The 25221-nt window shown below is 49.6% G+C and carries 22 protein-coding genes, 1 tRNA gene and 1 pseudogene; 7 read left to right on the plus strand and 17 right to left on the minus strand.

What is annotated here, in order from left to right:
• Nucleotides 1-113: 113 nt before the first annotated feature.
• Complete coding sequence (locus V5J35_RS10495; protein WP_354011179.1) at nt 114-2189, plus strand: hypothetical protein; 2076 nt, start codon at nt 114-116, stop codon at nt 2187-2189.
• A gap of 61 nt (nt 2190-2250) precedes the next feature.
• Here V5J35_RS10495 and V5J35_RS10500 read toward each other — a convergent pair whose 3' ends face one another.
• The 5 genes from V5J35_RS10500 to V5J35_RS10520 all read right to left on the minus strand — a co-directional run bounded on the left by V5J35_RS10500 (nt 2251) and on the right by V5J35_RS10520 (nt 7020).
• The gene (locus V5J35_RS10500) at nt 2251-2568 is read right to left on the minus strand and encodes an SUI1 family translation initiation factor (protein ID WP_354011180.1); all 318 of its coding nucleotides are present in this window, start codon (nt 2566-2568) and stop codon (nt 2251-2253) included.
• Between the two features lie 10 nt (nt 2569-2578).
• Entirely contained in the window at nt 2579-3172 is a 594-nt protein-coding gene (locus tag V5J35_RS10505; protein WP_354011181.1) for an HD domain-containing protein, read from the minus strand.
• Nucleotides 3173-3282: 110 nt separating this feature from the next.
• The gene (locus V5J35_RS10510; protein WP_354011182.1) at nt 3283-4380 is read right to left on the minus strand and encodes a DUF2333 family protein; all 1098 of its coding nucleotides are present in this window, start codon (nt 4378-4380) and stop codon (nt 3283-3285) included.
• A gap of 67 nt (nt 4381-4447) precedes the next feature.
• The gene (locus V5J35_RS10515) at nt 4448-6397 is read right to left on the minus strand and encodes an EAL domain-containing protein (protein ID WP_354011183.1); all 1950 of its coding nucleotides are present in this window, start codon (nt 6395-6397) and stop codon (nt 4448-4450) included.
• Nucleotides 6394-7020 (minus strand): transglutaminase-like cysteine peptidase, encoded by a 627-nt coding sequence (locus tag V5J35_RS10520; RefSeq protein ID WP_354011184.1) that lies wholly within the window; start codon nt 7018-7020, stop codon nt 6394-6396. Before V5J35_RS10520 ends, V5J35_RS10515 begins: the two co-directional genes overlap by 4 nt.
• Before the next feature lie 204 nt (nt 7021-7224).
• On the opposite strand from V5J35_RS10520, the gene V5J35_RS10525 reads away from it, so the two are divergent.
• Nucleotides 7225-7301, plus strand: a tRNA-Ile gene (locus V5J35_RS10525).
• A 131-nt stretch (nt 7302-7432) separates the two neighbouring features.
• On the opposite strand, the pseudogene V5J35_RS10530 reads toward V5J35_RS10525, so the two are convergent.
• A pseudogene (locus tag V5J35_RS10530) lies at nt 7433-7549 on the minus strand (IS200/IS605 family transposase); the annotation flags it as partial.
• 13 nt (nt 7550-7562) lie between these two features.
• On the opposite strand from V5J35_RS10530, the gene V5J35_RS10535 reads away from it, so the two are divergent.
• Complete coding sequence (locus V5J35_RS10535; protein WP_354011185.1) at nt 7563-8249, plus strand: hypothetical protein; 687 nt, start codon at nt 7563-7565, stop codon at nt 8247-8249.
• 82 nt (nt 8250-8331) lie between these two features.
• Here the strand turns inward: V5J35_RS10535 and V5J35_RS10540 are convergent, their stop codons facing one another.
• From V5J35_RS10540 to V5J35_RS10590, 11 genes are all read right to left on the minus strand, one after another.
• The gene (locus V5J35_RS10540; protein ID WP_354011186.1) at nt 8332-8841 is read right to left on the minus strand and encodes a hypothetical protein; all 510 of its coding nucleotides are present in this window, start codon (nt 8839-8841) and stop codon (nt 8332-8334) included.
• A gap of 197 nt (nt 8842-9038) precedes the next feature.
• Nucleotides 9039-10559 (minus strand): sulfatase-like hydrolase/transferase, encoded by a 1521-nt coding sequence (locus tag V5J35_RS10545; protein WP_354011187.1) that lies wholly within the window; start codon nt 10557-10559, stop codon nt 9039-9041.
• Nucleotides 10560-10687: 128 nt separating this feature from the next.
• The gene (locus V5J35_RS10550) at nt 10688-12229 is read right to left on the minus strand and encodes a sulfatase family protein (protein ID WP_354011188.1); all 1542 of its coding nucleotides are present in this window, start codon (nt 12227-12229) and stop codon (nt 10688-10690) included.
• 214 nt (nt 12230-12443) lie between these two features.
• Nucleotides 12444-13571, minus strand: a complete 1128-nt coding sequence (locus V5J35_RS10555; RefSeq protein ID WP_354011189.1) for an MFS transporter — start codon at nt 13569-13571, stop codon at nt 12444-12446.
• A 149-nt stretch (nt 13572-13720) separates the two neighbouring features.
• On the minus strand, nt 13721-14149 hold the full coding sequence (locus tag V5J35_RS10560; protein WP_354011190.1) for a YbaN family protein: 429 nt from the start codon (nt 14147-14149) through the stop codon (nt 13721-13723).
• The gene (locus tag V5J35_RS10565; RefSeq protein WP_354011191.1) at nt 14106-14933 is read right to left on the minus strand and encodes an NAD(P)H-binding protein; all 828 of its coding nucleotides are present in this window, start codon (nt 14931-14933) and stop codon (nt 14106-14108) included. The genes V5J35_RS10560 and V5J35_RS10565 overlap by 44 nt, the downstream gene beginning before the upstream one ends.
• On the minus strand, nt 14923-15348 hold the full coding sequence (locus tag V5J35_RS10570) for a nitrous oxide-stimulated promoter family protein (protein WP_354011192.1): 426 nt from the start codon (nt 15346-15348) through the stop codon (nt 14923-14925). The genes V5J35_RS10565 and V5J35_RS10570 overlap by 11 nt, the downstream gene beginning before the upstream one ends.
• A gap of 11 nt (nt 15349-15359) precedes the next feature.
• Nucleotides 15360-15857 (minus strand): heme utilization cystosolic carrier protein HutX, encoded by a 498-nt coding sequence (gene hutX, locus V5J35_RS10575; protein WP_354011193.1) that lies wholly within the window; start codon nt 15855-15857, stop codon nt 15360-15362.
• Between the two features lie 26 nt (nt 15858-15883).
• Nucleotides 15884-17419 carry a heme anaerobic degradation radical SAM methyltransferase ChuW/HutW gene (hutW, locus tag V5J35_RS10580; RefSeq protein ID WP_354011194.1) on the minus strand — a complete coding sequence of 512 codons (1536 nt, stop codon included), beginning with the start codon at nt 17417-17419 and terminating at the stop codon, nt 15884-15886.
• Between the two features lie 83 nt (nt 17420-17502).
• Entirely contained in the window at nt 17503-19818 is a 2316-nt protein-coding gene (locus tag V5J35_RS10585; protein WP_354011195.1) for a TonB-dependent hemoglobin/transferrin/lactoferrin family receptor, read from the minus strand.
• Nucleotides 19819-20130: 312 nt separating this feature from the next.
• Nucleotides 20131-22332, minus strand: coding sequence for a TonB-dependent hemoglobin/transferrin/lactoferrin family receptor (locus V5J35_RS10590; protein WP_354011196.1), 2202 nt, complete (start codon nt 22330-22332; stop codon nt 20131-20133).
• A gap of 199 nt (nt 22333-22531) precedes the next feature.
• On the opposite strand from V5J35_RS10590, the gene V5J35_RS10595 reads away from it, so the two are divergent.
• The 4 genes from V5J35_RS10595 to V5J35_RS10610 are packed head-to-tail and all read left to right on the plus strand — an operon-like array spanning nt 22532 to nt 25213.
• Nucleotides 22532-23203, plus strand: a complete 672-nt coding sequence (locus V5J35_RS10595; protein WP_354011197.1) for an energy transducer TonB — start codon at nt 22532-22534, stop codon at nt 23201-23203.
• Between the two features lie 44 nt (nt 23204-23247).
• Nucleotides 23248-23934, plus strand: coding sequence for a MotA/TolQ/ExbB proton channel family protein (locus tag V5J35_RS10600; RefSeq protein WP_354011198.1), 687 nt, complete (start codon nt 23248-23250; stop codon nt 23932-23934).
• Nucleotides 23931-24353: an ExbD/TolR family protein gene (locus tag V5J35_RS10605; protein WP_354011199.1), complete on the plus strand. Its 423-nt coding sequence runs from the start codon at nt 23931-23933 to the stop codon at nt 24351-24353. Before V5J35_RS10600 ends, V5J35_RS10605 begins: the two co-directional genes overlap by 4 nt.
• Before the next feature lie 26 nt (nt 24354-24379).
• Complete coding sequence (locus V5J35_RS10610; RefSeq protein WP_354016338.1) at nt 24380-25213, plus strand: heme/hemin ABC transporter substrate-binding protein; 834 nt, start codon at nt 24380-24382, stop codon at nt 25211-25213.
• Nucleotides 25214-25221: the final 8 nt, after the last annotated feature.

A 25221-nucleotide genomic window follows, 5' to 3' on the forward strand; every position in this document is an offset into this window, starting at 1 on the left:
TACAGACTCAAGCCGGGATGCATCGGACAATCGTTCTATTAATAGACGGTTCTGATTGAAATATTCGCATGAAAAACTACTTCACTTATTACATTCTCCGAGGATGAACTGAAATGATATTAGCGTCAACCAGCCATCGACATTCGGAAAAGAAAAAACGTTCGATTATTGTGTTTTGTCTGTCGTTTTTTTTATTCAGTGGAATCTTTAGTAGTCGTTCTTATGCGGCAACCGAAATAACCCCCGTAGTTGCCAAAATAGCTGCGCAGCTAGGTCCTGAAGCAATAAAAGTGATACTTAAACAACCCTATTCGTTTAGGCACTTGTCAGATTACGACCCTAAAAACTTTGTAGTAACAAGCCTGGGAGCAGGTATCCTGGCTATCACTATGGGGTCAAACCTGTTTATTGTCTCTAAAGACCGGTTTTTGTCAGCTCTGGCGGTATTAGGGACAGCGCCTTTTGCTTTTGAATCGGTTCACAGCGTATTAAGCCCAGTGGTTAATGCAGTCGGGAAGGCAGGAAGCGCAATAAAATCGGGGGTAGTTACCATGTACCATGGCGACTTCTCAGGCTGTGTCGGATGCCCCGGAGCGGCAGGTGGAGCGATCTCTAAAGCGTTTTCCGGGGTGGTTACATTTTTCAGGCTACCTCTCCCGGAGATGGGGTTAAAGGCCGCAGCTCCTGCTCACCAGATGTTAGGCTTCGCCATTGGTATCCTGATGACCCCGGCAGATGCTATCTCTGCGGGTGAGGGCATGAAAACCGTGTTTTGTGAGAAAGAGTCTGGTGGCAACGAAACATCGCCTGATTCATTTTCCCTTGATGATTATGACGGAATAGGCAACGGTTACTATGTACCTGCTATCGGCCAGAATTCAACAGCTACGGCTGTAAGTCAAGCGGCAGACCTTTCGGAAGGTACCTGTGAACAAGTAGCCTATTGGGTGCCGCTTGTGTTGAATGCGTTACCAACAGCTGCGGTTGGCCGAAATGCAGGACTCGGGGTGATATCACAGCTTGCGACAACCGGGGTTGTTGATCCTGTCAATGCGGCGGTGAGCGCATGGAAAGGAACAGAATATGTCAGCACTGCCATGCAACATGTGACCGCCTTTAAGGCTCAGTTACCGGACTATCTGACAGGCCTGGAAGCTTTTCAGGGCCTGAATATAGAAGAGGGCATAGGGTTTCTGGGAGATAACGCTCAAAAGGTGGCAAATAACTTTGTAGATTTGGTAGATGACGCTGTAGATTTGGCAGATGACATTTCTGGAATGGAATTACAGACGCTTGCTACCACTGTCGCTGAAGGAGGATGGACACCAGACAAACTGAACGAGCTGGCATCCGAAATTTCTGTTCGCGCATACAAAGACCTTTCTACCCGTGAGATGCTTCTGCTCTTTGATCCAAGCAAGGAGTTTGGTCGAGTGGCAACCGTTGGCCTGGGTATTATGCAATGGGCTATAACCGCAGGGGCTATCGGTGCTGCCAGGCCTATGCTGCTTTACGCTTTTAACTCAGGAAAAATCCGCACTCTTTCTGAGAGGGAAGGCTTTGAGTACCCGGAAGCGGGCATCGTTGTATTTCCTAACGGAATCGCCGTCGACGTAAATGATCCAAATTTTAAGGTCAACGAGACTTTGGTAGACGAATTTCGGGAGGAAATAGAGAGAGTTGATCTGGACATGTTAATTAACGAGGTAACCTATACTACTCAATCCATAATAGTCGCCTGCTTTGGTTTTTTGGTGCCTGCGATGAACATTCTGAGCGCCGCGACCAAAATTAAAATGGGCATGGTCGACGGCAATACCTATCCAAACCCTCCATACTACTGGGCATCATTATTCGAATCATTCGCAATATCTGGTACGGGGGGATACCTTTACTTCAGAAACCTGTACGGAGCCATTCCTCACATCGAAAAAGTGATTGATTATCGCAAAGCAATTGGTGAGACCGACTGGTTTGACGCCATAAATCCATTCGATCATGTGTCAACGGCAGTAGGTGCACTTGTCGGTATGTTTACCATTAGTGGAGGGCTTGCGATTCAACCTTATGTTATGGTTTGCACGCAGTATATCGGGAATAAGCTCATCATTTTCGGGGGTTTTATCGGGTCTCAGCTCATAAGGGCCAAGAGTAGCGTGGGGGGCTGCCTGGGAGGTATTTGTCCTTAGTCGGATCTGTTATCGCCTGTACCCACCACCGACCGGCCTTATGGCTGGTCGGTGGTCCATCTCACCCGCCTGAACGTTTAGCGTCGTAACCTTCCTTTTTCAGAACATCGACCATAACGTCCACATGATCACCTTGCAGCTCAATGTTGCCCTCTTTCACAGAGCCGCCACCGCCCGCCCGTTTTTTCAGCTTTTTGGCAAAGGCTTTCAGGTCATTACCTGCCAGGGGTAAACCGCTGATAACGGTCACGGTTTTACCACCACGTCCTTTCTTTTCCGGACGTACACGAACGTTACCGTCGCCGACCACTTCCTGTTCCGGCTTATCGTCCTTTACACGACCAACGTCGGTTGAATAAACCAGTCTGCTGTTACTCATACTCTAATTCCTAAGGTTTCAGCCAACCTTTTTTTACCGCCAGGTCAACCTGGCTTAACGCATATTCCCAGAGTTCCGGTGCCAGTGTTTCCAGGTACTGGTTACGCTTTAATACCTGCGCACGGCTGATGGAGTGCTTTGCCCAGCTGCCACCATTATTGTCCATGTTCTGCAACAACGGCAGCATACAGTCCATTGCTTTGGCAAAGCGGGCATCGTGGGTTTCCAGGGCTTCAAACTCCTGCCACAGCTCCATGATGTAATCACGCTGACAGTCTGGCAGCAGGCCAAACAGCCGTTCAGCCGCCCTGATTTCTTTATCTTCCTGTCCAGCAACCTGTTGTGCGTCGAAAACAAACGCGTCACCTGCATCAATCTCGACGATATCGTGAATCAATAACATGGTAACAACACGATGAATGTCCACCGGCCTGGAGACATAATCCATCAGCAGTGTTGCCATCATGGCAATATGCCAGCTGTGTTCAGCACTGTTTTCCTGCCGGCTGTTTTCCGATTTCACCATGGTCTGGCGATAAACCGACTTGAGTTTATCCAGCTCATTAATGAATTCAATTTGCTGCTTCAGATTGTCGGCAGACATAAGGCACCTTAACTATGATTATGCGAAAACATTAAACAGAGGCTTTCTCTTGTTATGCTTCTATGGAAGTCACAAATCAGAAAACCTCTGTCGTCCTGAAGGATGGTTTCTCAGCCCTGCTCTAACAAACGACGCAGGTCGATGATTGCAGCATTGGCGCGGGAAATGTAATTGGCCATAACGAGAGAGTGATTAGCCAGAATACCAAAGCCACTGCCATTCAGAATGACCGGACTCCAGACCGTTTCCTGAGTCGCTTCCAGCTCACGAATGATCTGGCGCAGGCTGACTGTGGCATTTTTCTTTTCCAGTACGTCGGCAAAGTCCACTTCCACTGCCTTCAGCAGATGAATCAGCGCATAGGCTGTGCCACGGCTTTCATAGAAAATATCATCGATTTTATTCCATGGGGTTTTCACATCGATCACGTCTTCCGTAACCGTTGACTGCTGAGCGGCAGCATCTCCAGCCAGGTCCGTATTCAACCGAGACTTGCCAACGCTGGCACTCAGACGCTGGGAAAGACTGCCAAGGCGGGTTTCAACATCAGCCAGCCATCGGGTCAGATTATCAGCCCGGGCATAGAACTGTGCTGGATCTTCCTTGCGCGGTAAACGGTTCATATAGCTTTCGAGCTTGTCGATACCACGACGGTACTCTTTTTCACTGGAAGGCAGAATCCAGCTTCTGGAATCAAAATTGAACTGTGGTTCAGCAATGGCAAGGTCCGCATCTTCACGGGACTGAGACTGGGAGCGGCTCATATCCTTGCGCAGAGCCCTGGCCATATCGCGTACCTGTATCAGCACACCTTGTTCCCAGTTGGGCATATTATCGAGAAACACACCGGGCGGCATAATGTCATTGCGGATATAACCACCACGCTTGGTCAGCAGTGTGTCCGCCAGACGATACAATGTAGCGGTTGTGGTGTAACCGGTCACCACCTGTTCACCACTGGCTTCAGCCAGCTGTTCTGCATTTTCACGAACAGAAAACGGCTTGGGAGGAATGCTCCAGTAAATACCCAGTGCAGAATAAAACACGACAATGACAGCCAGAATGCCTGCTGCCCCCCTGCCGCTGATTTTTCCCTTTATTCCACTCAGTGAGTTAGCGAAGGTGCCTGAAAAACTGCAACTACGTAACTTATCCGTTATTTTCAGCATTGTTATAGAAATGCGCTCTTTGATCTCATCCAGAGCCATAATGTCCTCACCACCATTCCAGCCGTAGGGCGCATTATCCTCTATTCACGCACAGAGGGCGAGTGTTTCAAAGCCTCTGGGGGCGTCCAAGGTAATATCCCTGTCCCCCCTGAACACCCAGCTCGCGTAATTTTTGCCAATCTTCTTTCTGCTCGACATCCTGTGCCAGCAGTGTAATGTCACGACTTTTGGCCAGCATTGTCAGCGTTCGAATATAGAACTGGTTTCCCTGGTTGTTGCTGATCCCCCGCACAAAACTGCCATCTATCTTGATATAGTCCAGCTCCAGCTCATGCAGGCTGGTCATGGACCGGCTGACAATTCCAAAATGATCGATGGAAAAACGACACCCCGTTTGCACCAGACGTTTAACCAGAGAAGGCATTGCCTGACCGCCCATCAGAACGGTTCGCTCAGGGACTTCCAGAATCAGTCTTTCTGTCACACCAGGCAGTGCTTTTAATGTATCCAGCAACCACCTGAAAAAATCTTCATCCAGTAACGAACGGGGGGAAAGGTTCACACAGTAGCGGGTATTACTGCCATCTTTTTGCAGATGCAGCATCAACGTCTCAAACACAACTTTGTCAAAGTCAACATGGAGATCAAACCGTTCCACTATGGGTAGAAAAGCTTCAGCCGAAGCCAGTTCTCCTAATAACCGCAACCGGGCAAACACCTCCCTGAAAACAGGTTGCTGGTTCATGTCGTAGACCGTCTGGTAAAACAGTTCCACCTGCTGCCCTTTCAGTACCTGCTGTAACGACTCCTGCCAATTACCTTCACTCCAGTGGTTGTAAGGCTGATGGCTACTGCTATCTATCTGTTCAACTTCCCAGTTGCTTCTTGACTGATGCTGAAGACTGCGAAGCAACTGGTCCGCCTGTTGTAACATTTCATCGGCGCTGGTTCTGCCTACATGGGTGACCATGGCAATGTGCAGACGGTCATGTCCCTCTTCACTGAGAAAGAAAGGCAATGAAGCCATTGCCCTGAAGCAGGCTTCAGTGATCCGGCGGCTCTGCGCCAGGTCACAGGCAGGAACAAAAACACAAAACACCGTACCGCTGCGACGCCCAACCGTTGCTTCCGGCCATGGTTCAACCGTTTTGCTGATTCGGCGGGCAATATCAACCAGCAGCAGGTCGGCGGCATTCCGTCCATTCTTCTTATTAAAACCATCCAGCCCGGAAATCTGAGCCATTAACAACCCACCACCAAACTCCCCACGCTCCTCATCCTGAAGAACATTGGCGATACGGTCATCAAAAGCCTGCCGGTTCAGAATGCCGGTCAGGGCATCTTTGACAGAGCGCTTGCGCAACTCCTCCGTCAGCACCAGTTTTTCAGCAAACTGTTCTTCCAGTTTGCCAGCCATTCGGTTCATCGCCTCAACGACAAGTCGGAGGTCTTTGGTTTTCGGTAACACCTCCTGCTGAACAAAGGATCGCTGACAAATAGCGTCCGCCTGCTTTTCAAGTTTTTTCAAAGGGCGAAGCACTATGCGCAGGAATATGTTCAAACCCAGAATAGCCAGCAGCAATCCGGAACCAAACAGAAATACGCCATACAGGGTTTTATTCCACAGGCTTCGATAAGCGTGACCGGGATGGCTTGCTATATAGATAACCCCCGCAGGCAACCAGCCCCGACTGACCTCAGACGCAACCAGGGGAGCATCAAGGTCAACAAGGTTAACAAACCACTGGGGTACATCCTCCAGTTGCAGCTCATGCTGACTGTTCACAACAAGGTTTCCGCTCTGATCAATAAAGCGAATCAACCGGTAGTAACCCCGGTCAAAAACAGCATCTACCATGGAGTCAATGGCAGCGGTGTTCTCTGGCTCGGTCGCTGCAATGGCAACCCCAAGAGAAGTCGCGGTGTCCTGGGCATGAGATTCCAGCTGATCCTGCAAATAGCTGCGAGCGTCAATGATGTTCATGACAAAACTGCCTGAGAACAGCAGGAATAGCAGTAGGGTCAGATATAACGCCAGTTCCCTGAGTAAAGTCATGGTTTTTTCCCTGTTGTCGATCCAGGTTTCCTGAGCTCAATCTTTTCTGTCTTGTTCAGCTCATCGCTGAACCGCTCTCTCAGATCCATCCACAGGCTGATCCGGTCAGCCTTTCCTACCCTTACACCTTTACCTCTCTGACGGGCAACCCACAAGCCATCACCATTAAAGTTATACACCGGCTTCAGGTCTTTGCGCTTACTGGCCGGCAGGATTTCGCCTTCAAGATTATCCAGAATCAGGGGCTCTTTCCCCGATTCCGGGTAATACGTCAGCACCATATGCGCCTGATTGATTCTCAACGCTTTGACATAAGTAATTCGCAACCGCTCATCTGCTACTCCCAGCTCCCGCAGGGTGAAGTATTTGGCAATGGAAAAATCCTCACAGTCGCCACCACCACTGGCAAGAAACTCAACAGGCGTCGCCCAGAAATCATCTTTCCCCCAGTGCTGCAGGTCGGTGACAAACTCCAGCCGGTTAAAGAAGATATTCACCTTCTCCAGCTTTTCTCTCTCCGGCAGCCCACGACCCTTATCCAACAGATCCTGCCAGGCGTGCATGCGCCTGACCGCCATTTCGCCATAGAGTTTCTGGACATTATCCAGCAGTTTTTTGCTCACATAAAACTCACTGGCAAACGCCAGTGAAAGTGTACAGACCATAAGAAAATTGAATATAAAACGAGCTAGCATGCCGAGCCGGGAATATCGCCTGTGTCTCACCTTAAGTTATGCTTTCGGCCAATCAGTCAATTTTTATAAAGTTACATGAAATCAGAGGGTTGGCGTTGAGGCATTTATATGCTTATAATTCACAACCGCTGTGGGCCCATAGCTCAGTTGGTTAGAGCAGTCGACTCATAATCGATTGGTCGCAGGTTCAAGTCCTGCTGGGCCCACCATACACTTAAAAGCCTGAAGCGTTAGCAAACACTTCAGGCTTTTTTGTATCTACTGAATTACCCCCACCATTGCCTCCACTTCCTGATGGGAGCAAGCGCTTAGAACGTTCTGTCTGAAGGTTTATACAAATTCAGTCGGGTGTACTCAGGTTGTTCGCATATTCTTTTAAAGTTTCAATGGTTGCACCTCCTGCACTACAGGCAAAGTAAGGCCCTGACCATAATTGACCTGATTTACTCTGAGTACGTGGTGACCAGATCATGAACGAGATGGAAAACGCACAGCTGCTGTTAACCTTTGCACGGGACTTTTTCAGGGGGTCCTTAAAATCAAGCAACAAAACCTATTCCGAGTACTATGGCGCAGCGACATCATCGAGGAAGCAAAGGCGCATAGAGAACCATGATAAAGCAGGTTATGCAATAGGGGCTCTGAGAGCTCATGAACACGCTTCCCAAAAGATGAAATCACTGCTCGCTACTGATCGGGAGCAAAGAGCCGGAAACTGTAACGAATACGCTACCGTTGCCCTCAGGCAGGGCGTTAGCCTGAAAATCCCCGATATCTGGTTTGCAGAAAATGATATGCATACCTTTATAATGCTTGCCGAAGATTTGCCCCCGTCAATGATTCTAAATGACTTCCACTACCGTGTTGATAGCAACGCCTGGGTGTGTGACCCATGGTGTAACCTGTTTTGTGAAATCCATGCGTTTCCCATGATGATCATGGAAAGGGCCGGAAAGTGGGAAATGCAGGGTAAGGAAATTTATTCTGGCAGTGACACTATTGCTGCACTGGCAACCCACTGGGCTCAGAGGCTGCTTAAGACCAAAATATATTTTGACAGAATGACCGACAATACTGGCAGGCCAACGGATTTCTATAAGAAATACCACACACTAAGCTGGTCCACAAAAGTTTCAAGATGGTGGCATTCCCGGTAGCCAGCAGGTAACAGCAAGCCAAAACTCGAGAGTCGGGTAAGTGAACAGAGTCCAAAGAAAATTCTTCAGACTCTTTCGTGGGTTACTGTGAATAAACAGGAACCATCTCGTCCTGCAGCTCGGGTGGAACCTCACTCAGTGTTTTAATGGTCAGCTCTTTTTCGCCCATCGGCTTAGTGACCAGCGCTTCATTCAGCTCAGCGGTTGCTGTCGGAGGAAGTTTCCACATTGCGCCAGTAATGGGATCCACAATTAACATGCCAATCAGGCCACCAAGAAGTATATTCCCCATAAACCAGCCATCCATTGTAGAGCTGACTGTGATGGTAGAGCCGTTGTAACCTGGCTTTTTGAACTGGACGGTATAGTTCGCCGCAGAAAAATATCCAGCACCACTTTTAAGGGTTACCGTGCCAGGTGTTGTGCCTGTGTGAATGACCTGCCCATTCTGGTCTGTAATCGTGAAAGAGGCTCCGGAAGGTGTTGACTGAAGAGCGACCGGATAGCTGCTCTCACTTACAACCGAGGCACAGCCAGCTATAAAGAGAGTACCGGACAAAATCAGACCCAGCCCAAACTGCTTATATTGCATTCTACATCCTTGACTATTTTTATTATCAGTGTGTTTTGCTTTTCGCTGTTCTATTTCAATGGATTTATCTTGCTATGTAAACAACATTTGACGTTTAAAACATAATCTACTGACATAAACAGATTTACATTAAACAAGCACATTCCCCCCCAAGCAGGCTTTGAGGGGAATGTCTGAACAGGTCAGGCTTTTAAAAATCAGCCCGCATCAATTACAGCCCGCGCCTTTGCCCGGCGATCTTCATTGGCTGCATCTTCTGCTTTTCGCACCTCTTCACCCTGAGCCAGACGTTCTTCCCGGCTGTGGTGACCGTTGTAATGAGGGAACTGCTGACGATTCCAGCCCCAGCGCGGCGTATCGTTCTCAGCATTCCATTTATTGTAAGCAGACAGAAGTCGTTCAGCTTCTTTTGGGAATTTCTCAGTCAGCTCATGCTGCTCTTCCATATCATCAGACAGATTAAACAACATTGGCTTTTGCCTTACACGACGAGCATTCTCATCATAAAGCTTCCAGTTCCGGTCCCGTACAGCCCAGCCACGGGAGTTCGCCCAGAACAGGAAACGGTCTTCCAGCTGGTCAACCTTCCCGGTCATCAGAGGCATCAGGTTTTCACCATCCAGCTGCCATTCTGCCTGCTTCTCAACACCAGCAGCGGCCAAAAACGTTGTCATCAGGTCCAGCGAAATAACAGGTTCGTCAATGGTCTGGCCTGAAGGAATAGTGCCTTTCCAGGACATGGTGAACGGAATACGGATACCACCTTCCCAGAAACTGCCTTTTTCACCACGCAGAGGCGTATTCAGAGAGTAGTTGTCGTTCAGTTTGCCGCCGTTGTCGGCCAGATAGACGATCAGGGTGTTGTCCATCAAGCCTTCTTTTTCCAGCTTGTCGAGAATCTTGCCGATGTTCTCGTCCATGTTGTAATTCATGGCAACCGCCTTACGACGGTTTTCATCCTTAATATCAGCAAAGCGGTCCATATCAACCTGCTTTGGCTCCATCGGGCTATGGATAGCATTGAAAGCAACATACAGGAAGAACGCTTCATCCTTGTTGCGCCCAATGTAATCCACGGCCTCATCACCGAACTTGTCGGTCAGGTACTGGTCAAAGTTATCCACCAGTTTGCCATTGCGATAGATAGCGGCTTCTTTTTTGTAATCGTATTTGGCTTCATTCATAGGCCCGACGTAATACGTTGCGGCGCCATTGTTAAAGCCAAAGAACTCCTCGAAGCCTCGGTTATGGGGCCAGTATTCCTCAGGTTCCGCGTCGTGCCATTTGCCCACCATACCGGTGCGATAACCGGCGTCGGCAAGATAGTTCGCCATCGTCGGCACACTCAGATCCAGGCCCAGGGGAGTCTCTGCATCTCTGGAGTACGGAGCCGTATTATCGTGATAGCCAAAACGCTGCTGATAACGACCGGTCATCAGCCCTGCCCGGGAAGGGCCGCACACGGTACCAGTCACATAACCGGAGCTGAAAATCACACCGTCTGCCGCAATGCGATCCATGTTTGGTGTGACCACATCCTGACTGCGGTTCTGAAAACCTGCATCGGCATAGCCCATGTCGTCGGAGAACAGCAGAACAATATTTGGACGTCTGGCTTCTTCAGTGGCAGCACCGGCTACTTCTGAGCCAGCCCAGGAATTAATCGACAGGGCGCAGGCTGTTGCCAGAAGACCCGCTCGCCATTTATTTGTTTTCAATATGCTTTTCCCAAATGAGATTCAAATGGTCTGGAGCCATCAATAAAAGGAAGGTAAAAAAGGTGTGCTTATGTTTCACAGCACACCTTCGTTGTCAGAGCAAAAAAGTCAGCACAGGGAGGAAGCCCTTAACTCTCCTGATTGCGTCGATTGTTACGATTTCGGCGCTCACGACGCTCAGCCTGTCTGGCCCGGATTTTCTCAATCTGGGCCTGAGGCATCAGAGAATTCTTTTTCGGATAGTCCCGTGCCATCATTCGATCCAGCTTACGGTGGTTATCACGAACCGCCAGCATAGGCAGAACCGGATCATTGTGGTCTTTCATCCACTGTTCCAGACGGTCTCTGTACTCATTTACGACATCCTGATATTCCGGGTGATCAACCAGGTTGTTCAGGCTGCCCGGGTCTTTTTCCAGGTCGTAGAACTCTTCAACAACCCGCTCACGGAACATCGTTACACGGTCGTGCAGTGCTTCATCATCGCTGTCGAGCATGGCGTTGATGATTTCACCTTCATTGGAGTTCCTGTAGTTAGCACCTTCACGGCTCCACGGGTTAAAGATGTAACCGTACTTCTCACTCTGAACCGCACGCATTGGCGTTGCAGGGCCGCCAATCTTGTAATCGATCTGTGTGTATACATACTCCCGGTTTTCCTGACTTTCACCACGCAACAGCGGAAGGATGGTTTCACCGTCAAAGCTGGCATCAACCTCAATACCGGTCGCATCCAGGATCGTTGGGAAAATATCGACCGTAGAAATAAAGTTCTTGTCGTCTACATGGCTGGCTTTCAGGTCACCGTTCGGCCAGTTAACAAAGAAATGTGTCCGGCTACTGAACATATAGGTGTTTGCCTTGGCAAACGGGAAAGCTGAGCCGTTGTCTGACAGGAAAATCACCATGGTGTCGTCAGCCACACCTTTTTCATCCAGAGCTTCGATGACCCGGCCAAAGGTATCGTCAAGGCGGCGTACAGAGTTGTAATAATGACTCAGTTCAACACGGGTTTGTGGCAGATCTGGCAGGTATTCAGGAACAATGACTTCATCGGTAGAAAACAGCTTTGATGGCTTGGCAATATCGCCATTTCGCATCGGGTTTTCCGGGTCATGGAATGCTCTGTGAGGATCGTGAGAGTTCACCATCAGGTAAAATGGCTGACCGTTCTTCTTGCTTTCGGCAATAAAGTCTTTGGTGAACTGGTAGTACAGTTCAGGGTCACGACCTGCGCCCAGCTCACGGTAATCCTGAACAAAGTTCCACTGATAATCCATGTCAGGTGTTGAGTGGGACACCTTTCCCAGCACACCGGTACGGTAACCATTATCAGACAGTGTTCCCATAACGGTAGGAATGGACTGGTCTTTCAGGTTCATAAAACCCATCATGCCACTGCTGATACCATACAGGCCGGTGGCCATGATGGAGCGGCTGGGCATACAGATCGATGTGTTGGAATGCGCATGCATAAACTGCACACCCTGTGCCGCATATTTGTCCATATTCGGCGTCAGGTCAGGCAACCCTTCAGTGAACAGGCTGAATACTTCATAGCCCAGATCATCTGCTGTAAACAGAACCACATTGGTTGGTGCTGTTTCTGCAGCCGCTATGTTGGCAGAACATGCAGCCGCAGCCGCCAGTGCCAGAAGTGTCTTCCTCATTACCCGTTGCCCCTGAATTTTTCGTGCGAAATGTTTCTAACGGCGCGGAATATAATGCAGGTAAGAGCAAACTCTATGTGACACAAATCAAATGTTCACAGGTTAAAACAGGCAGGAAAGACTATGTAACAATTTCCGACAACGCAGCAATAATAAGCAAAGTTTTGTACAGGTTTTCACCATGAAAATTCAGCTTATGTAAATTCAGCAGCAATCAGCATTCAACCAGATTAACAACAGCAATCGCTACACATAACAGAATAAACAACCCTCCCAGCAACCAGAGCCAGCCCATCGACATAAACAGACTACCGGGTAACATGCTGCTGAACGCTCCTCCCAGATAATAGCTGGTCAGATACACCCCGTTCACAACCCGGCGGTGCTCAGCAACATGCTGGTTAAGATACGCCGACAATCCACTGTGCAGCATAAAAACAGCGCCACAGATAATCGCCACCGCCACAAGGCACGACCCGTAGTAATCCACCACCAGAATCATCATCCCCAGCAACAGCGAGAACAGCGTCAGTCGAAACAGGAACCGGTCATTACCCGCACAGCGCCTCGCCTTAGGCGTCAGCATTGAACTGATAATGGCGCAGATATAACCCGTGTAAAGAGTGGCAATCTGCGCTGCCGACATCTCAGGATGCCGTGAGCGCATGTGAAAAGGCAGGTAATTCAGGACAGAAGCCAGACAGCAGATAGCCGCAAATATAAGAAACACACACGCCCAGACATCCTTGCGTCCCAGCACTTCGGCTAAAGCCGTTTTCAGCTGAATATGTTCAGGATTGCCAGAGATTCGATCCAGCAGCAGAAAAAACGGCGATATCACCAGCATGGCTGAGCCCATGATGATCCACACCGGAGAGTGGTATCCGGCCGAAATCAGCGAACCACTCAAAAAGCGTCCACACACCGATCCGGTCACTGAAGCCGACACATACCACACCACCGCATCACCGGCCTTCCCGGATGTGTCAGCCAGAGCCGTCATCAGTGCGGGTAAAATAGCGGAGAACAGTACGCCTTCGATGGTTTTCAGGGCAAGGGCATGTTCAATGTGTTCAGCTGAGGAAAAAAGAATCTCCATCCCCCCCAGTAGGGGGAAGCACACCAGCAAAATCATCCGGGCTGAAATAGCTCTGAGAAGCAGTCCGGATATAAACGCCCCAAAGCACAGAACCAGCATGATGCGGGTTACCAGTTCCGAGGTTTGCGCCGGATTGGACTGAAAGTAATCAGACAGATAGGGAAACACCGGCTGCGGTGAATACAGGCAGGCAAAGATCAGAAAGACAATAAGAAGCAGAATAAACTGTCTGCAACGAACCACAGCCAATCCCCCCGTAGAACAAAACAACCTGATTTATCCCACGAGGCAGATGGCAGCGACTCTTGCTCATAGAGACCCGCTCATGGAGAGCTGTTGCTCATGGTTTAAGCCAATGAGCATAGTCGAGCAAAAAGGACAGCGCTTAATTATTATGAATTGGTTTCGGGTATAACCCGAATCAGGCTCACGCCCGTCATGACACAAATGCCAATAAACACCAGCAGAATCTTGATCTTCATCGGTGCCAGCGCAATGCTGAACACAAAACTGGCAATGGTCAGCAGTAAAGCCTTTTTCTTGTGCTTTGCCTGCATTCCCCGGTGGTTCTGCCAGTTCAGTATGACCTGTCCAAACCGGGGATGACTGATCAGCCAGTTATACAGACGGTCACTGGAACGAGCAAAGCACCAGGCCGACAACAGCACCAGCGGTGTGGTGGGCAGCAGCGGCACAACAATCCCCAGGATACCCAGCCCCAGGGATAAGCAACCGCCAATAACCAGCAATATCTTTTTCATCAGCTGTTTAATCTCATCAGCTATCCAGCCCGGCCAGCGGATCAGGGTGTTTGAACACATACCCAAGACGCTGCTTCAGTTTGTCGCAGTTTACGATGCGATAAGGGGAAGGCTCGTCACTGAAAACCGGTGCCGACAGCCCCGCGCTTTCACAGGCTTTGGTGTAGAAGTCGCGCTTGCTGGGATGTTCATCCGCTGAAGCATTAAACGCCTCACCCCATATATCCTGTTCGATAATAGCAGCCATTACGCCAACGCAATCGTCTATATGAATCATATTGACAGGATCGTTTGCGCCTTTCAGCTCGCGACCGGCAAAGTACATACCCGGATTAATGCCACCGCCCATCAGACCGGAGAAGCGTACAACGGTTGTTTCAAACTCATCCCGCTCAGAGAAAAGCTGTTCAACCGGCAACCAGGAAATACCCAGAAACGGACTTGCGTCGGGGGTCGCGTCTTCTTCACGAACTACGTCACCTGTCTGGTGATAGACAGAAGTCGTGGCAATCAGCAGCACTTTCTTAACGCCACTGCCTGCCGCAGCATTCGCCAGGTTTTCCATGACAGCAGGAAACTCATGGGGAGCGCGCATGGAAGGTGGAACGGTGACCACCAGCACATCGGCTTCCATAGCCGCCGCCAGATCGCCCTGAGGTTGCGGATCAAAGCTGAGAATGTGGGTATCAAGCCCTTCAGCCACCAGCTTTTCGCGCTTATCAGAACCGGTGACCGTACCGGTTACGTCGTACCCTTTTTCTTTCAGGGCTTTAGCCAGGGGCAGACCGACACGACCATAGCCCACAATGCTTATGCGAGGGCTTATACGAGGTTTACTGCTCACTTGTTATCACCGTTTCTTCTGTGGTCTTTTTACGCTTTTTCTTTGGCAGATCAGGCACTGCCTTGCGATCATGCAACAGGTGTCGAATAGCCAGTATCGGATGCCTGAGCAGCATGCGCGGACCACTGTAAATCATGATGGTCCGGGCCAGTTCTTTCATATCGTTTTTATAGCAGTGGACCGGACAGTACTTGCAGGTTGGCTTGTCCTGGCCATAAGGACACTTTGACAGACGGTATTCGGCAAAATTCCTGAACCGGGTACATTCATCACACAACCCGGAAATACTGCCATGATTTTTCAGACTGTGATGATCACGACAATAAATATGGGTCATGGCAACAATGGTCTTGAACTCTTTGGCCAGTTCGCCCTCAAGTGGTTCCAGAGCGCGACGCTCAACCTGCTTTCTCATGCTATTTGCTCTTAAACTGCCAGCTTTTTCAGTGCTTCAAACTTTTCCAGCTGTTCGGCAACAAAGCTTTTGTCTTTGTTGCGACGAATATAAAGTTTGAAGACTGTTTTACCAGCATGGCTGAAAAATTGCACAGATTTTGTATCAACGCCATGGAAAGGTTTGGATACCAGGGCAATTTTGCTGAAACCGTCCAGCTTCAGGTGACCTTTCAGTGGCGTGTCACGGTCACTCATGTTGTAGTAACCGAATTTTTTGCCACCTTTAGGGAAAACACCAGCCAGTTCAAAGATATGGCCTTCCACATCAATCACCGTCAGCACTTCACCCCAGGTACGAAACTCTTCGGTCAGGGTTTCAAACAGGCTACCGTCCAGCAGGGCTACCATTTCTTCCGGCAGGTTGGAAACGGCTTCCAGTTCGGAAATGTTCAGCTCGGCAGCGATTTCCGCTGGCAGTTTTTCCGGGTTTTCAGCAATCAGTTTGCGTACAGCTTCTTGAGTGTTCATTTGTTTTACTTCCCTTAGAGACCGTTTTATTTGCGAATCCAGTTAATTAATTTGTGTACCGGGCAACCGGATGGAATGTCTTCCTTACCGGTAAAACCCTTATGACCTTTAGGCATTTTGTCGAGCATGCTCTTTGGCATTTTCGCCATCAGCTTTTCCAGCTCGTCATCAGGTTTCTCGCTACCTGACAAATGATGACCACCCATATGACCACCAGACTCAGCGACTTCTTCTGTCAGCTCCAGCATATAAGCCTGCAGACCCTGGTTCATGTTCACTGCCCAGAACTGCCCGGCCAGCGTCAGGTTCAGATAATGCCCGGAACGTTCAGCCAGACCGTTGTTCACCCACTCTTCAAACAGCGGTTCACAACGGATGCTGAATTCAAAACCACTCCTGTCCATCTCTTTCAGGTTCAGGTACCCCAGATCAAAGGCAGCACCCGCAGCACCAAAGGCTTTGTGGAGAGAACTCGGAGCCACCACACCCATCACCGGTTTTTCACCGTTGTCGATAGCGGCAAAATAGTCATCCAGTTTGCGGTGTAGCATCATGCTGTGACCGGCAATATTGCCGCCTGCACCGGAACCAAAAGGAATCACGTCACAACCGGACTTGGACAGATGGTTGTATATGTTACGTTCACGGGTTGTACGACCCCAGTGACTGACACTCAGGCGACGGTAGTGGTGTTTATTCAGGTGTTCGATACCGGCCTTGAACAGTCCGGCTTTTTCAGCTGTATTCGCCGGTTCCGGCATGCTGCCTTTTTCGATACTGGCTGCCATACGGGTATTGCCCATCAGAATCAGCTGATACAGGTCAGCACCATCGATGCCACTTTCAACCAGTTTATCCAGGTCTTTCAGCCAGTCGTCCATGGTCTGGTAAGGCAGGCCAAAGATCAGGTCAACCACCACGGCAATCTGCCCGGTGGACATCAGTTTCTGAAGACGTTCGGTGAGTACTTCTTCCGTATCAATACGGCTCATCTTGCGACGGATTTCACCGTTGAAGGTTTGCACACCCAGGGAAAAACGGTTGAAGCCAGCTTCTACACAGGCATCAATCTTTTCATCGGTCAGTCCATTAAAACGGGATTCAAACGTCACTTCACAGTCGTTTGCCAGTGGCAGATTGTCACGAATCACTTTACCCAGACGGCGAATCTGATCAGCGGTCAGGTCGGTCGGTGTACCGCCGCCAAAGTAAACCGCCTGAATCGGAGCGCTCTGCACATTAGGCAGCTGGGCGGTCATTTCGATTTCACGTACCAGATAGTCGACGTATTTTTCGACCATGTCGGCTTTAGTGGTGTTCTGGAAGAAACCACAGTAAGAACATTTGGTACGGCAGAAAGGAATATGGAAATACGCAGCTCGCCTGCCTTCACCAAAAGGTTTGGACATCAGCTGGTTCCAGCTTTCCTGCCACATCATAGGCGGCAGAGGTGTACCGGCACCACGGCTGTGGGCAGAGGTTTTCAGGTCGAACGCATGGCGCAGGGGATCAGGCACTGAACGACCTGTCATGGCTTCCGTCAGAACAACTGGTTTGGTCATGTTGTGTACAAGTCCGTATAAATCTTCAGAAACGCCAGAAGGCGCTGGTGCGCCTTCTGGTTATTAAACAGTCAGAGTTAGAATTAGATTTCCCATTTCACGCTGACGGAGTAGTTTCGGCCGGGTTGGGTGTAGCGGTTGAGACCAGCGTAATTTTCTGAGAGACCACGCACATCATCCCAATGCCAGTATTTCTTGTCGAACGCATTGAAGACACCAGCATTGATTGTTACATCCTGATGAGGCTTATAGTAAGCCGTCAGGTCAACCAGACCATAACCAGATGTGGCAAACTGGTCTCCACTGTCATTGGTGTCTCCCATATCGGAGTCCCGGTCGAGTTCTGAAATGTCGCTGCTCTTTTTGCGAGCAACCAAAGTTAACGTCAGGTCTGAACCCCAATCGTTAGTCGGTGCGTCATAGCCCAAACCAACAACAGCAGTTAATGGTGAAATACTGTTCAGTGGCTCATCTTTATGGACGCTGTAGTCACTGGCTACGCGAGTACCCCGACCTTGACTCCAGGCAATGGCTGTATTCAACCTTGTGCCACGAGGCGCACCGACTGCTTCATCAAGCCAGAGCATACCCTTGAACTCTACCCCTTTGATTGTCGCATCACTGATGTTCTGGGACTGGTAAACACCGAAGGCATAATCAGAGTCTTCAATGGTCACCCGTTCGATAAAGTTTTTGTAGTCATTGTAAAATGCAGTGACTTCCATGCTACCGAGGTTGGAGTTGGCTCTTAAACCTATTTCATAAGAGTCACTTTCCTCAGGCTTCAGATTGGGGTTTGGCTTAACCCAGACAGGCATACCTGCCGGCATGTGCTCTTCGAAATACATATCAAACAGATTGGGAGTACTGAAACCCTGACTGTATTGGGCAAAAGCAGACCAGGTATCATTAATCTCGAAAACTGCTCCGATCTGTGCTGTCCAGCTATCGTAGGTCTTATCATCCAGTGCTGTCGGGTCTGCGTAGTCAGGTGTGTACTGATCCACCTTGTTGGATACATCAAACCGGTCGTAACGAATACCCGGGGTCAGAATGAGGCGGTCAGCCATTAAGCCAATTTCATCCTGTAGGAAAAATCCAAGCTGCTTAGTGGTAGAGACTGGCGCATAGCGGGCAGGGCTGTATGGATCTCGTCCCGGAGTTCCGGGACCACTGATAACCTCACCTTCGCTGTAGTAAGTCTTATTAAGGTTATCCTGCTCGGTTTGTTCCAGACTGATACCATAGGTTACATAGTGGGAGCTATGTGCCAGGTCGAATGACTTATTGAAGGTGGCATCAAGTTGCAGGCTGTCTTCCTGATAGTAGTAATCTTTCAGGCGGTCATATTGAACTTTAGTGGGCCGTAGCATGCCCTCTGTTTCTATTACTGTGTCATACGTCTTCTGTCTTGTGTGACTCTTCTGCCAGTTGAAAGACCATTTCATTTCATCAAATGCGGCATTATTGGCTTCCCATTCATGGAAAAAGCCCAGACGGTGACGTTTACTTTTATCATCAGAGTTTGCGCTGAGGTATTCAGTGCCGCCAATGGTATCGCCAGCCAACGATTTGAGATCACTCTCGGTGCGTGATTCCTGCCACTCACCAGTCAGACCAATACGGTGATCGTCATTGAGCTGGTATTGCAGTTTACCCAGAAGGCTGTCACTGGAGCCTGTTAAAGGATCGGCCTTTTCACGGCCGGCACCTTCTCCCCCCCTGCCGCCATAGCTTTTACGCTCTTTCATATCACGGCGGGTGTAGGTCAGCATGCTTTCCAGATCACCTGTGCGGTTAGCAAAAGTGACTGTTTCATTAAAGCTGGAATCAGAACTGTTATAACCAGCTTTTACAGAAGCATAGCTGTCATCACCTTCTGGTTTTAGATAATCAGCAGGGTCTTTGGTTACAAATGCAACAACACCACCAATAGCATCACCACCATGGAGTGTGGAAGATGGTCCTTTCACCACTTCCATTGCTTTCATATTCTCAATATCGAAGTAGTTACGAGGAGCCTGAATGAACTTCTGGTAACCAAACGAGCCCGCCTGATCAACACCATCAACAGTAATCTTGACACGATTCTGGTCCATACCACGGACATTAACGCTGCCAAGACCAAAACGGCTGTCGCTGGTCACATTTACACCTGGTTCGTATTTCACCAGATCCTGAATATTGCGAGCCATGTTCTTCTCAGCATCCTCAGCAGTCACCACCGACACACTGCTCGCCACATCGTCCAGCTCACGCTCGGTACGGGTTGCAGTCACCGTTACCTGGTTCATCAGGGTGGGTTGGGTGTTCGGTGCTTCCTGTGCGACAGCTGTCGTCGCAACGATAGAGGCAATAGCAACAGAAAGGCTGCTCTTTCGGATCTGGGATGGATTCATGTGCGTCTGTACTTCTTCTCAAGACTACTGAATGTATAAAGTCGTTCAGTTCAGTGCGCCGACATCCATTCTGCTAACAGCACAAATAAATGGAATGATGGTAAGGCCAGCTCACTATGACCAAGCGAGGTCGATAGTATGTAAAGAAACATCCAAATACAAATCATTATCATTTGGTTTTATACCTATATCCCTTCGCCTTGACCCATGTCAAATTACAAAAACTGTTTATTTTCCCTGCAACCCATATAAAAAAACGGACTTCCCATTGAGAAGCCCGAAAGCGTGGAGATCGTTTAATTGTGAAAGACGTCAGAATACGTACTTTGCGCTGATTGAGAAATTGCGGCCTGGCTGGGCGTAGCGGTCAAGGCCTGATCGTGGTGTTGCTGAACGACCTGTCTGAGCCACTTCGCGGACATCGTCCCAGATCCAGTATTGCTTATCAGTGAGATTAAACAACCCGGCGCTCAGGGTCAGTTGACTGGCTGGCTTGTAATAAGCCGTGAGATCAACCACTCCATACCCCGGAGCTTCATAGTACTTCTCTCCATCCAGACCTCTGGCAATGTCTTTTTCTTCCTTTGCTGCCACCAGTGTCCAGTTGAGCTCACCGCCCCAGACATCCGAGGGGGCATCATAGGCTAAGCCAAACACAACCTTCAGAGGTGAGATGCTGTTAAGTGGAGTATCCTTCTCTGTGTTCTCACCCTCGGCGTAGGCCAGCGCTGCCTTCAGTGTTGTTCCCTGTGGAGCTCCAATAGCTTCATCCAGCCAGAGGCGGGTGTTCAACTCATATCCCCAGATTTCTGCTTTTTCAGCATTCTGCATCTGATACACGGCTGATGAAGCATTGGGTGGTGGTGCATAGGGAACCAATGTGACCCGTTCAATAAAGTTTTTGTATCGGTTGAAAAATCCAGCCAGCTCATATTCACCATAGCGATGATGACCACGAATCCCCAGCTCAAACGAGTTGCTTTCTTCAGGCTTTAAATCCGGGTTGGCCAGAAATGTATAACCATGGTTCGATACCGTATGATACAGGTCGTTGACATCCGGCATCTTAAAGCCCTGACTGAAGCGGGCAAACAGGCTGGCATCCGGGTGCAGTTTGTAGACCACACCCAGCTTTGCAGTGGCTTTACCCTTATCAAGCCCTTTACTTGGCGTGGCAAAACCTGCAGTAGTCTCCGGGTCATAATCAAACCGGTCGTAGCGCGCACCGGCAATCACTGCCAGATTGTCCGACAGTGCGACATCATCCTGCACAAACAGGCCATAACCGCTGGCTTTAACCTCAGGTATGTAATCGGTTCTGGTCGATGTTCCAGTATCAAGGTTATTGGAAACGCTTTTATTGATCACATCTTTCCTTATGGCGGAAAAACCATAGATGAGATGATGGCTACCTGAGGATGCTTCCAGTGATTTATCAAACTGGGCATTGAGCTGATAAGACTGCTCTTTGTAATGGTAATCCTGAAGGCGATTGGCAAAAGGCATCCCCATGCTCGTATAAGCAGGCATTCGGGTCTCCATATCGGTCCTGGTATCCTGCCAGTCCAGTTGCCAGCTCATACGGTCGAAAGCCTGATGTCCTGCGTCCCATTCGTGCGAAAAGCCAATCCTTGATCGCTTATTCTTGTCATCACCCAGAACCTGTTCCTGAGCTGTACCGGGTTTGATTGATTTCAGTACAGTCTCTGTCTTTTTATCGTGGTATTCGCCAGTCAGACCTAAACGATGACCGCCGTTCAATTGATACAGTGCTTTGATCAGAAGGTTGTTTAACCCTGCATCCAGTGGATCAGCCTTTCCCCGACCCTTTCCATCAATATCTTCACCACTGTGTGTTTTGGTTTCCTCGTAGTCACTGCGGGTATAAACCAGCAGGGTTTCCAAATCACCACTGCGGTTTGCCAGTGAAAGCGTTTCAGTCAGCCCTTTATTGGCGCTTGCGTAACTGCCTTTCACAGAGGCATAACTATCATCACCTTCTTTCTTCAGATAGTCAGCAGGGTCTTTGGTCTGAAATGCCACCAGCCCACCAATAGCGTCACTGCCGTAAAGAGAGGAAGCGGGTCCTTTGACAATCTCAACCGCCTTAATCGCTTCTATGTCAATGAAATTTCTTTCTGAGCGCAGATAGTTGCCACCGGGCTGGAAGCTTTTGGCCTGATCTACTCCATCAATCATAATTTTGATGCGGTTTTCATCGATTCCCCTGATGTTGAAACCTTTGTTACCTGTACGACCATCATTTCTGACAACAACACCCGGCTCGTAGCGAACCATGTCTTTGATATCGCGCACCAGATTGCTTTCCAGTTGCTCTTCATCAATGACCGTTACTGAACCCGCAACATCCTTAACCACTTTTTCAGTACGAGTCGCAGTCACAGTGACCTGCTGCATCATGGTAGGTTGCGCAGCAGGCAGTTGTTCAGCATTAACCATGGCAGAGGTCGCAGCCATTACCGCAATTGCCAGCCTGTTCCTGTTAAACATCATTGATAACCTTGTTGTTTTTGGTGTTTGAGTCGTTGGGGAGCTGAGTGGTTTTTATTCACCCCTTCTCTTTTCATTGCGGATACTACGTAAATGCAATATTAAATGCAAATCGTTATCATTTAGATCATTGAACAACTAACAAACATCAAGTACTCTTGTTCACGATTTCTGGAAACACTCGTCGTCACGACAAAAAACTATGCCTGGGAAACTGATTTTTACATTGCTTGCTTCCATTGCCGCTCATGCCGCAGTGGCGTATCAGCTCATCTATGCGACGGAAGAGGAGCAGCACACCATCAGCATGGGCAGTGTCAAAGCGCCGATCAGCATGACATTTTCAACCGTGACGCTCCCTGAGCCAGAGCCTCAGCCAGAACCAAAGCCAAAACCGGAAATAGAGCCGCCTCCAGAGCCGGAGCCGGAACCCGAACCACCAGAACCCAAGAAAGACACGTTGGTTATTCCCGACCCGATCCCGGAACCGGAACCCGAAGAAGAAGTTGTTGAGGAAGAGATTCCTGAACCGGTCATGGAACAGGTGGTGGCAAGCGCCCTTGAGGAAACCGAGGTCGAAGGCCTTAACGACGAACCGGTCTTTGTCAGTGAACCGGAAATCGTCAACTGGACCCAGCCCCGTTACCCCCGCTCAGCACAGCGCCGTAACCAGCAGGGTGTTGTCATGCTGGAAGTCACCGTCGATGAAGATGGCAGGGCATTAACCATTTCGGTGCTGGAATCTTCCGGTTTCGATGCACTCGACAAATCAGCCATTGCCGCTGTAGAGAACTGGGAATTTAAACCCCAGAGACGTAACAACCTTTTTGTTCAGTCACGGGTACACGTACCGGTGGCTTTCCAACTGAATTAAACAAGTACTTTTCGTGAGAGAAAAGATTAAGCAGGTAGACACACATGATCGCTGAACAGATTGCTTCAATGGGAATGATGGGGTGGCCGCTAGCTATTGCGTCCTGTCTGAGCTTTGCCCTGATTCTTGAACGGCTTTTGACGTATGCCATGCTGCCGTCCCTGAACCGGAAGAGTATGCATAAACTGTTCAGTGAAGTACGTGGCTGCGCCAGCTGCCGCAACACCAAAAACAGCGTGTGCAAAAACCTTCGTAACGGCAAAGGCATACGACAGGGTATTGCCGTTCTGCTGAGTCACAACAGTGTCAACAAAGAAATGCGTGAAGAAGTGGCGGGTCTATGGCTGCTCAAGCAGAAACGCCACCTGCACTCCTGGCTCAAGCCCCTGATGCTGATTGGTATTCTGGCACCAATGCTGGGTCTGCTGGGTACCGTGATGGGTCTGATTGAAATGTTCCGTAATATCGCAGCCGTTCAGGGTCCTGTGACACCGGATATTCTTGCGGATGGCCTGTGGGTGGCTATGTTCACTACCGCATTTGGTCTGATTGTTGCCATTCCTTCTCTGGCAGCGGCACACGGCCTGGGCGTATGGGCGAACCATTACATGGCGCGTCTGGAGTTTGCCATGAACCACGCCAACCTGCTGCTGGAAGGTCTGGAGATGGACGAACACGGTCTGGCCGATGAAACCGAAGCCACTACCTGTTCCGAGGCAGTGCCGGCATGATTCGCATTAACGACGGTGAAGAAACCAGTGCATCCTTCCCGGCGGCTGACCTGACCCCGTTGCTGGATGTCGTCTTTATCGTGATGGTCTTTCTGTTGTTTACGGCAAACGCCCAGACACTGAGCCTGCCAGTGAATCTGCCGGAAGCCAGCCGGGAACAGGCTGAAGTGACCCACGAGCCGAAAACGCTGACAGTCAGTATTCTTTCTGAAGGTAAGCCCTGGGCGGTTTCTGAAGAACGTTACGACAGTTTTGAAGCCTTTACCACTGCACTGTTGACTGAAGTCGAGGCAGAACCGGATACCACGGTTCTGGTAGCGGGTGACAAAGAGGCACCACTGGGGAACCTGGTCAAACTGATGATGTTTCTCAGTGAACACGACATCACTGCAGCACAGGTATTAATGGAGGACACCTGATTGTGAAAGCCTTAAAAAGAATAACAATGATCATGATAGCCGCCCTGTTCTCCACGGCGGCTCAGGCAAAAGAAACTTCCCCTCCCCGCATTATCTCAGCGGGCAACGGCATTACCGAAATCATTTACGCCCTTGGGGCGGGTGATCAGCTCATTGCCGTTGATTCCACCAGCGTTTACCCGGCAGAAGTCCACCGCCTGCCAAAGCTTGGGTATCACAAACAGCTTTCAGCGGAAGGGATTCTTGCCATGAACCCTTCCATTCTGGTTGGCACCGACGACATGGGACCACCCGCCACCATTGAGCAGTTAAAAGGAGCAGGGCTGACGATCTCTGCCCTGCCTCTGCAAAACAATGCCGACAATATTCAGCTGCGCATTGAATCACTGGCAAAACTGCTGGACAGGGAACAGGAAGGTAAACGCCTTTGGAAGTCTGTTTCAGAATCGCTTTCCGAAGCCCGGGCTATTGCAGGTGAACAGAAAAAGCCAAAAGTACTGTTTATGCTGGCAATGGGTGGACGCACCCCTTCGGTTTCAGGTTCTGATACATCAGCCCATGCCCTGATTGAGCTGGCGGGCGGGGTTAATCCTGCTGCAGAGCAGTTTTCCAGCTATAAACCCCTGTCCAATGAAGCCCTGTTGATGCTGGCACCGGATGTTGTGGTTTTTTCAGATCAGGGCAAAGGCACAACACCGCAACAGCTGATAGACATGCAACCCATTTTGAAACAGACTCCGGCTGGCAAAAGCGGACGTCTGATTGCCATTGATCCGGGTATGCTGCTGGGAGGGCTTGGCCCCAGGACCGGAGAACTGGCGGTAGAGCTGGCAAAGGCTTTTTTCACTTCTGAATCCTGAAACCGGAC

It is taken from the genome of Endozoicomonas sp. NE40, from assembly GCF_040549045.1.
GTDB classification, from domain to species: Bacteria; Pseudomonadota; Gammaproteobacteria; order Pseudomonadales; family Endozoicomonadaceae; genus Endozoicomonas_A; species Endozoicomonas_A lisbonensis.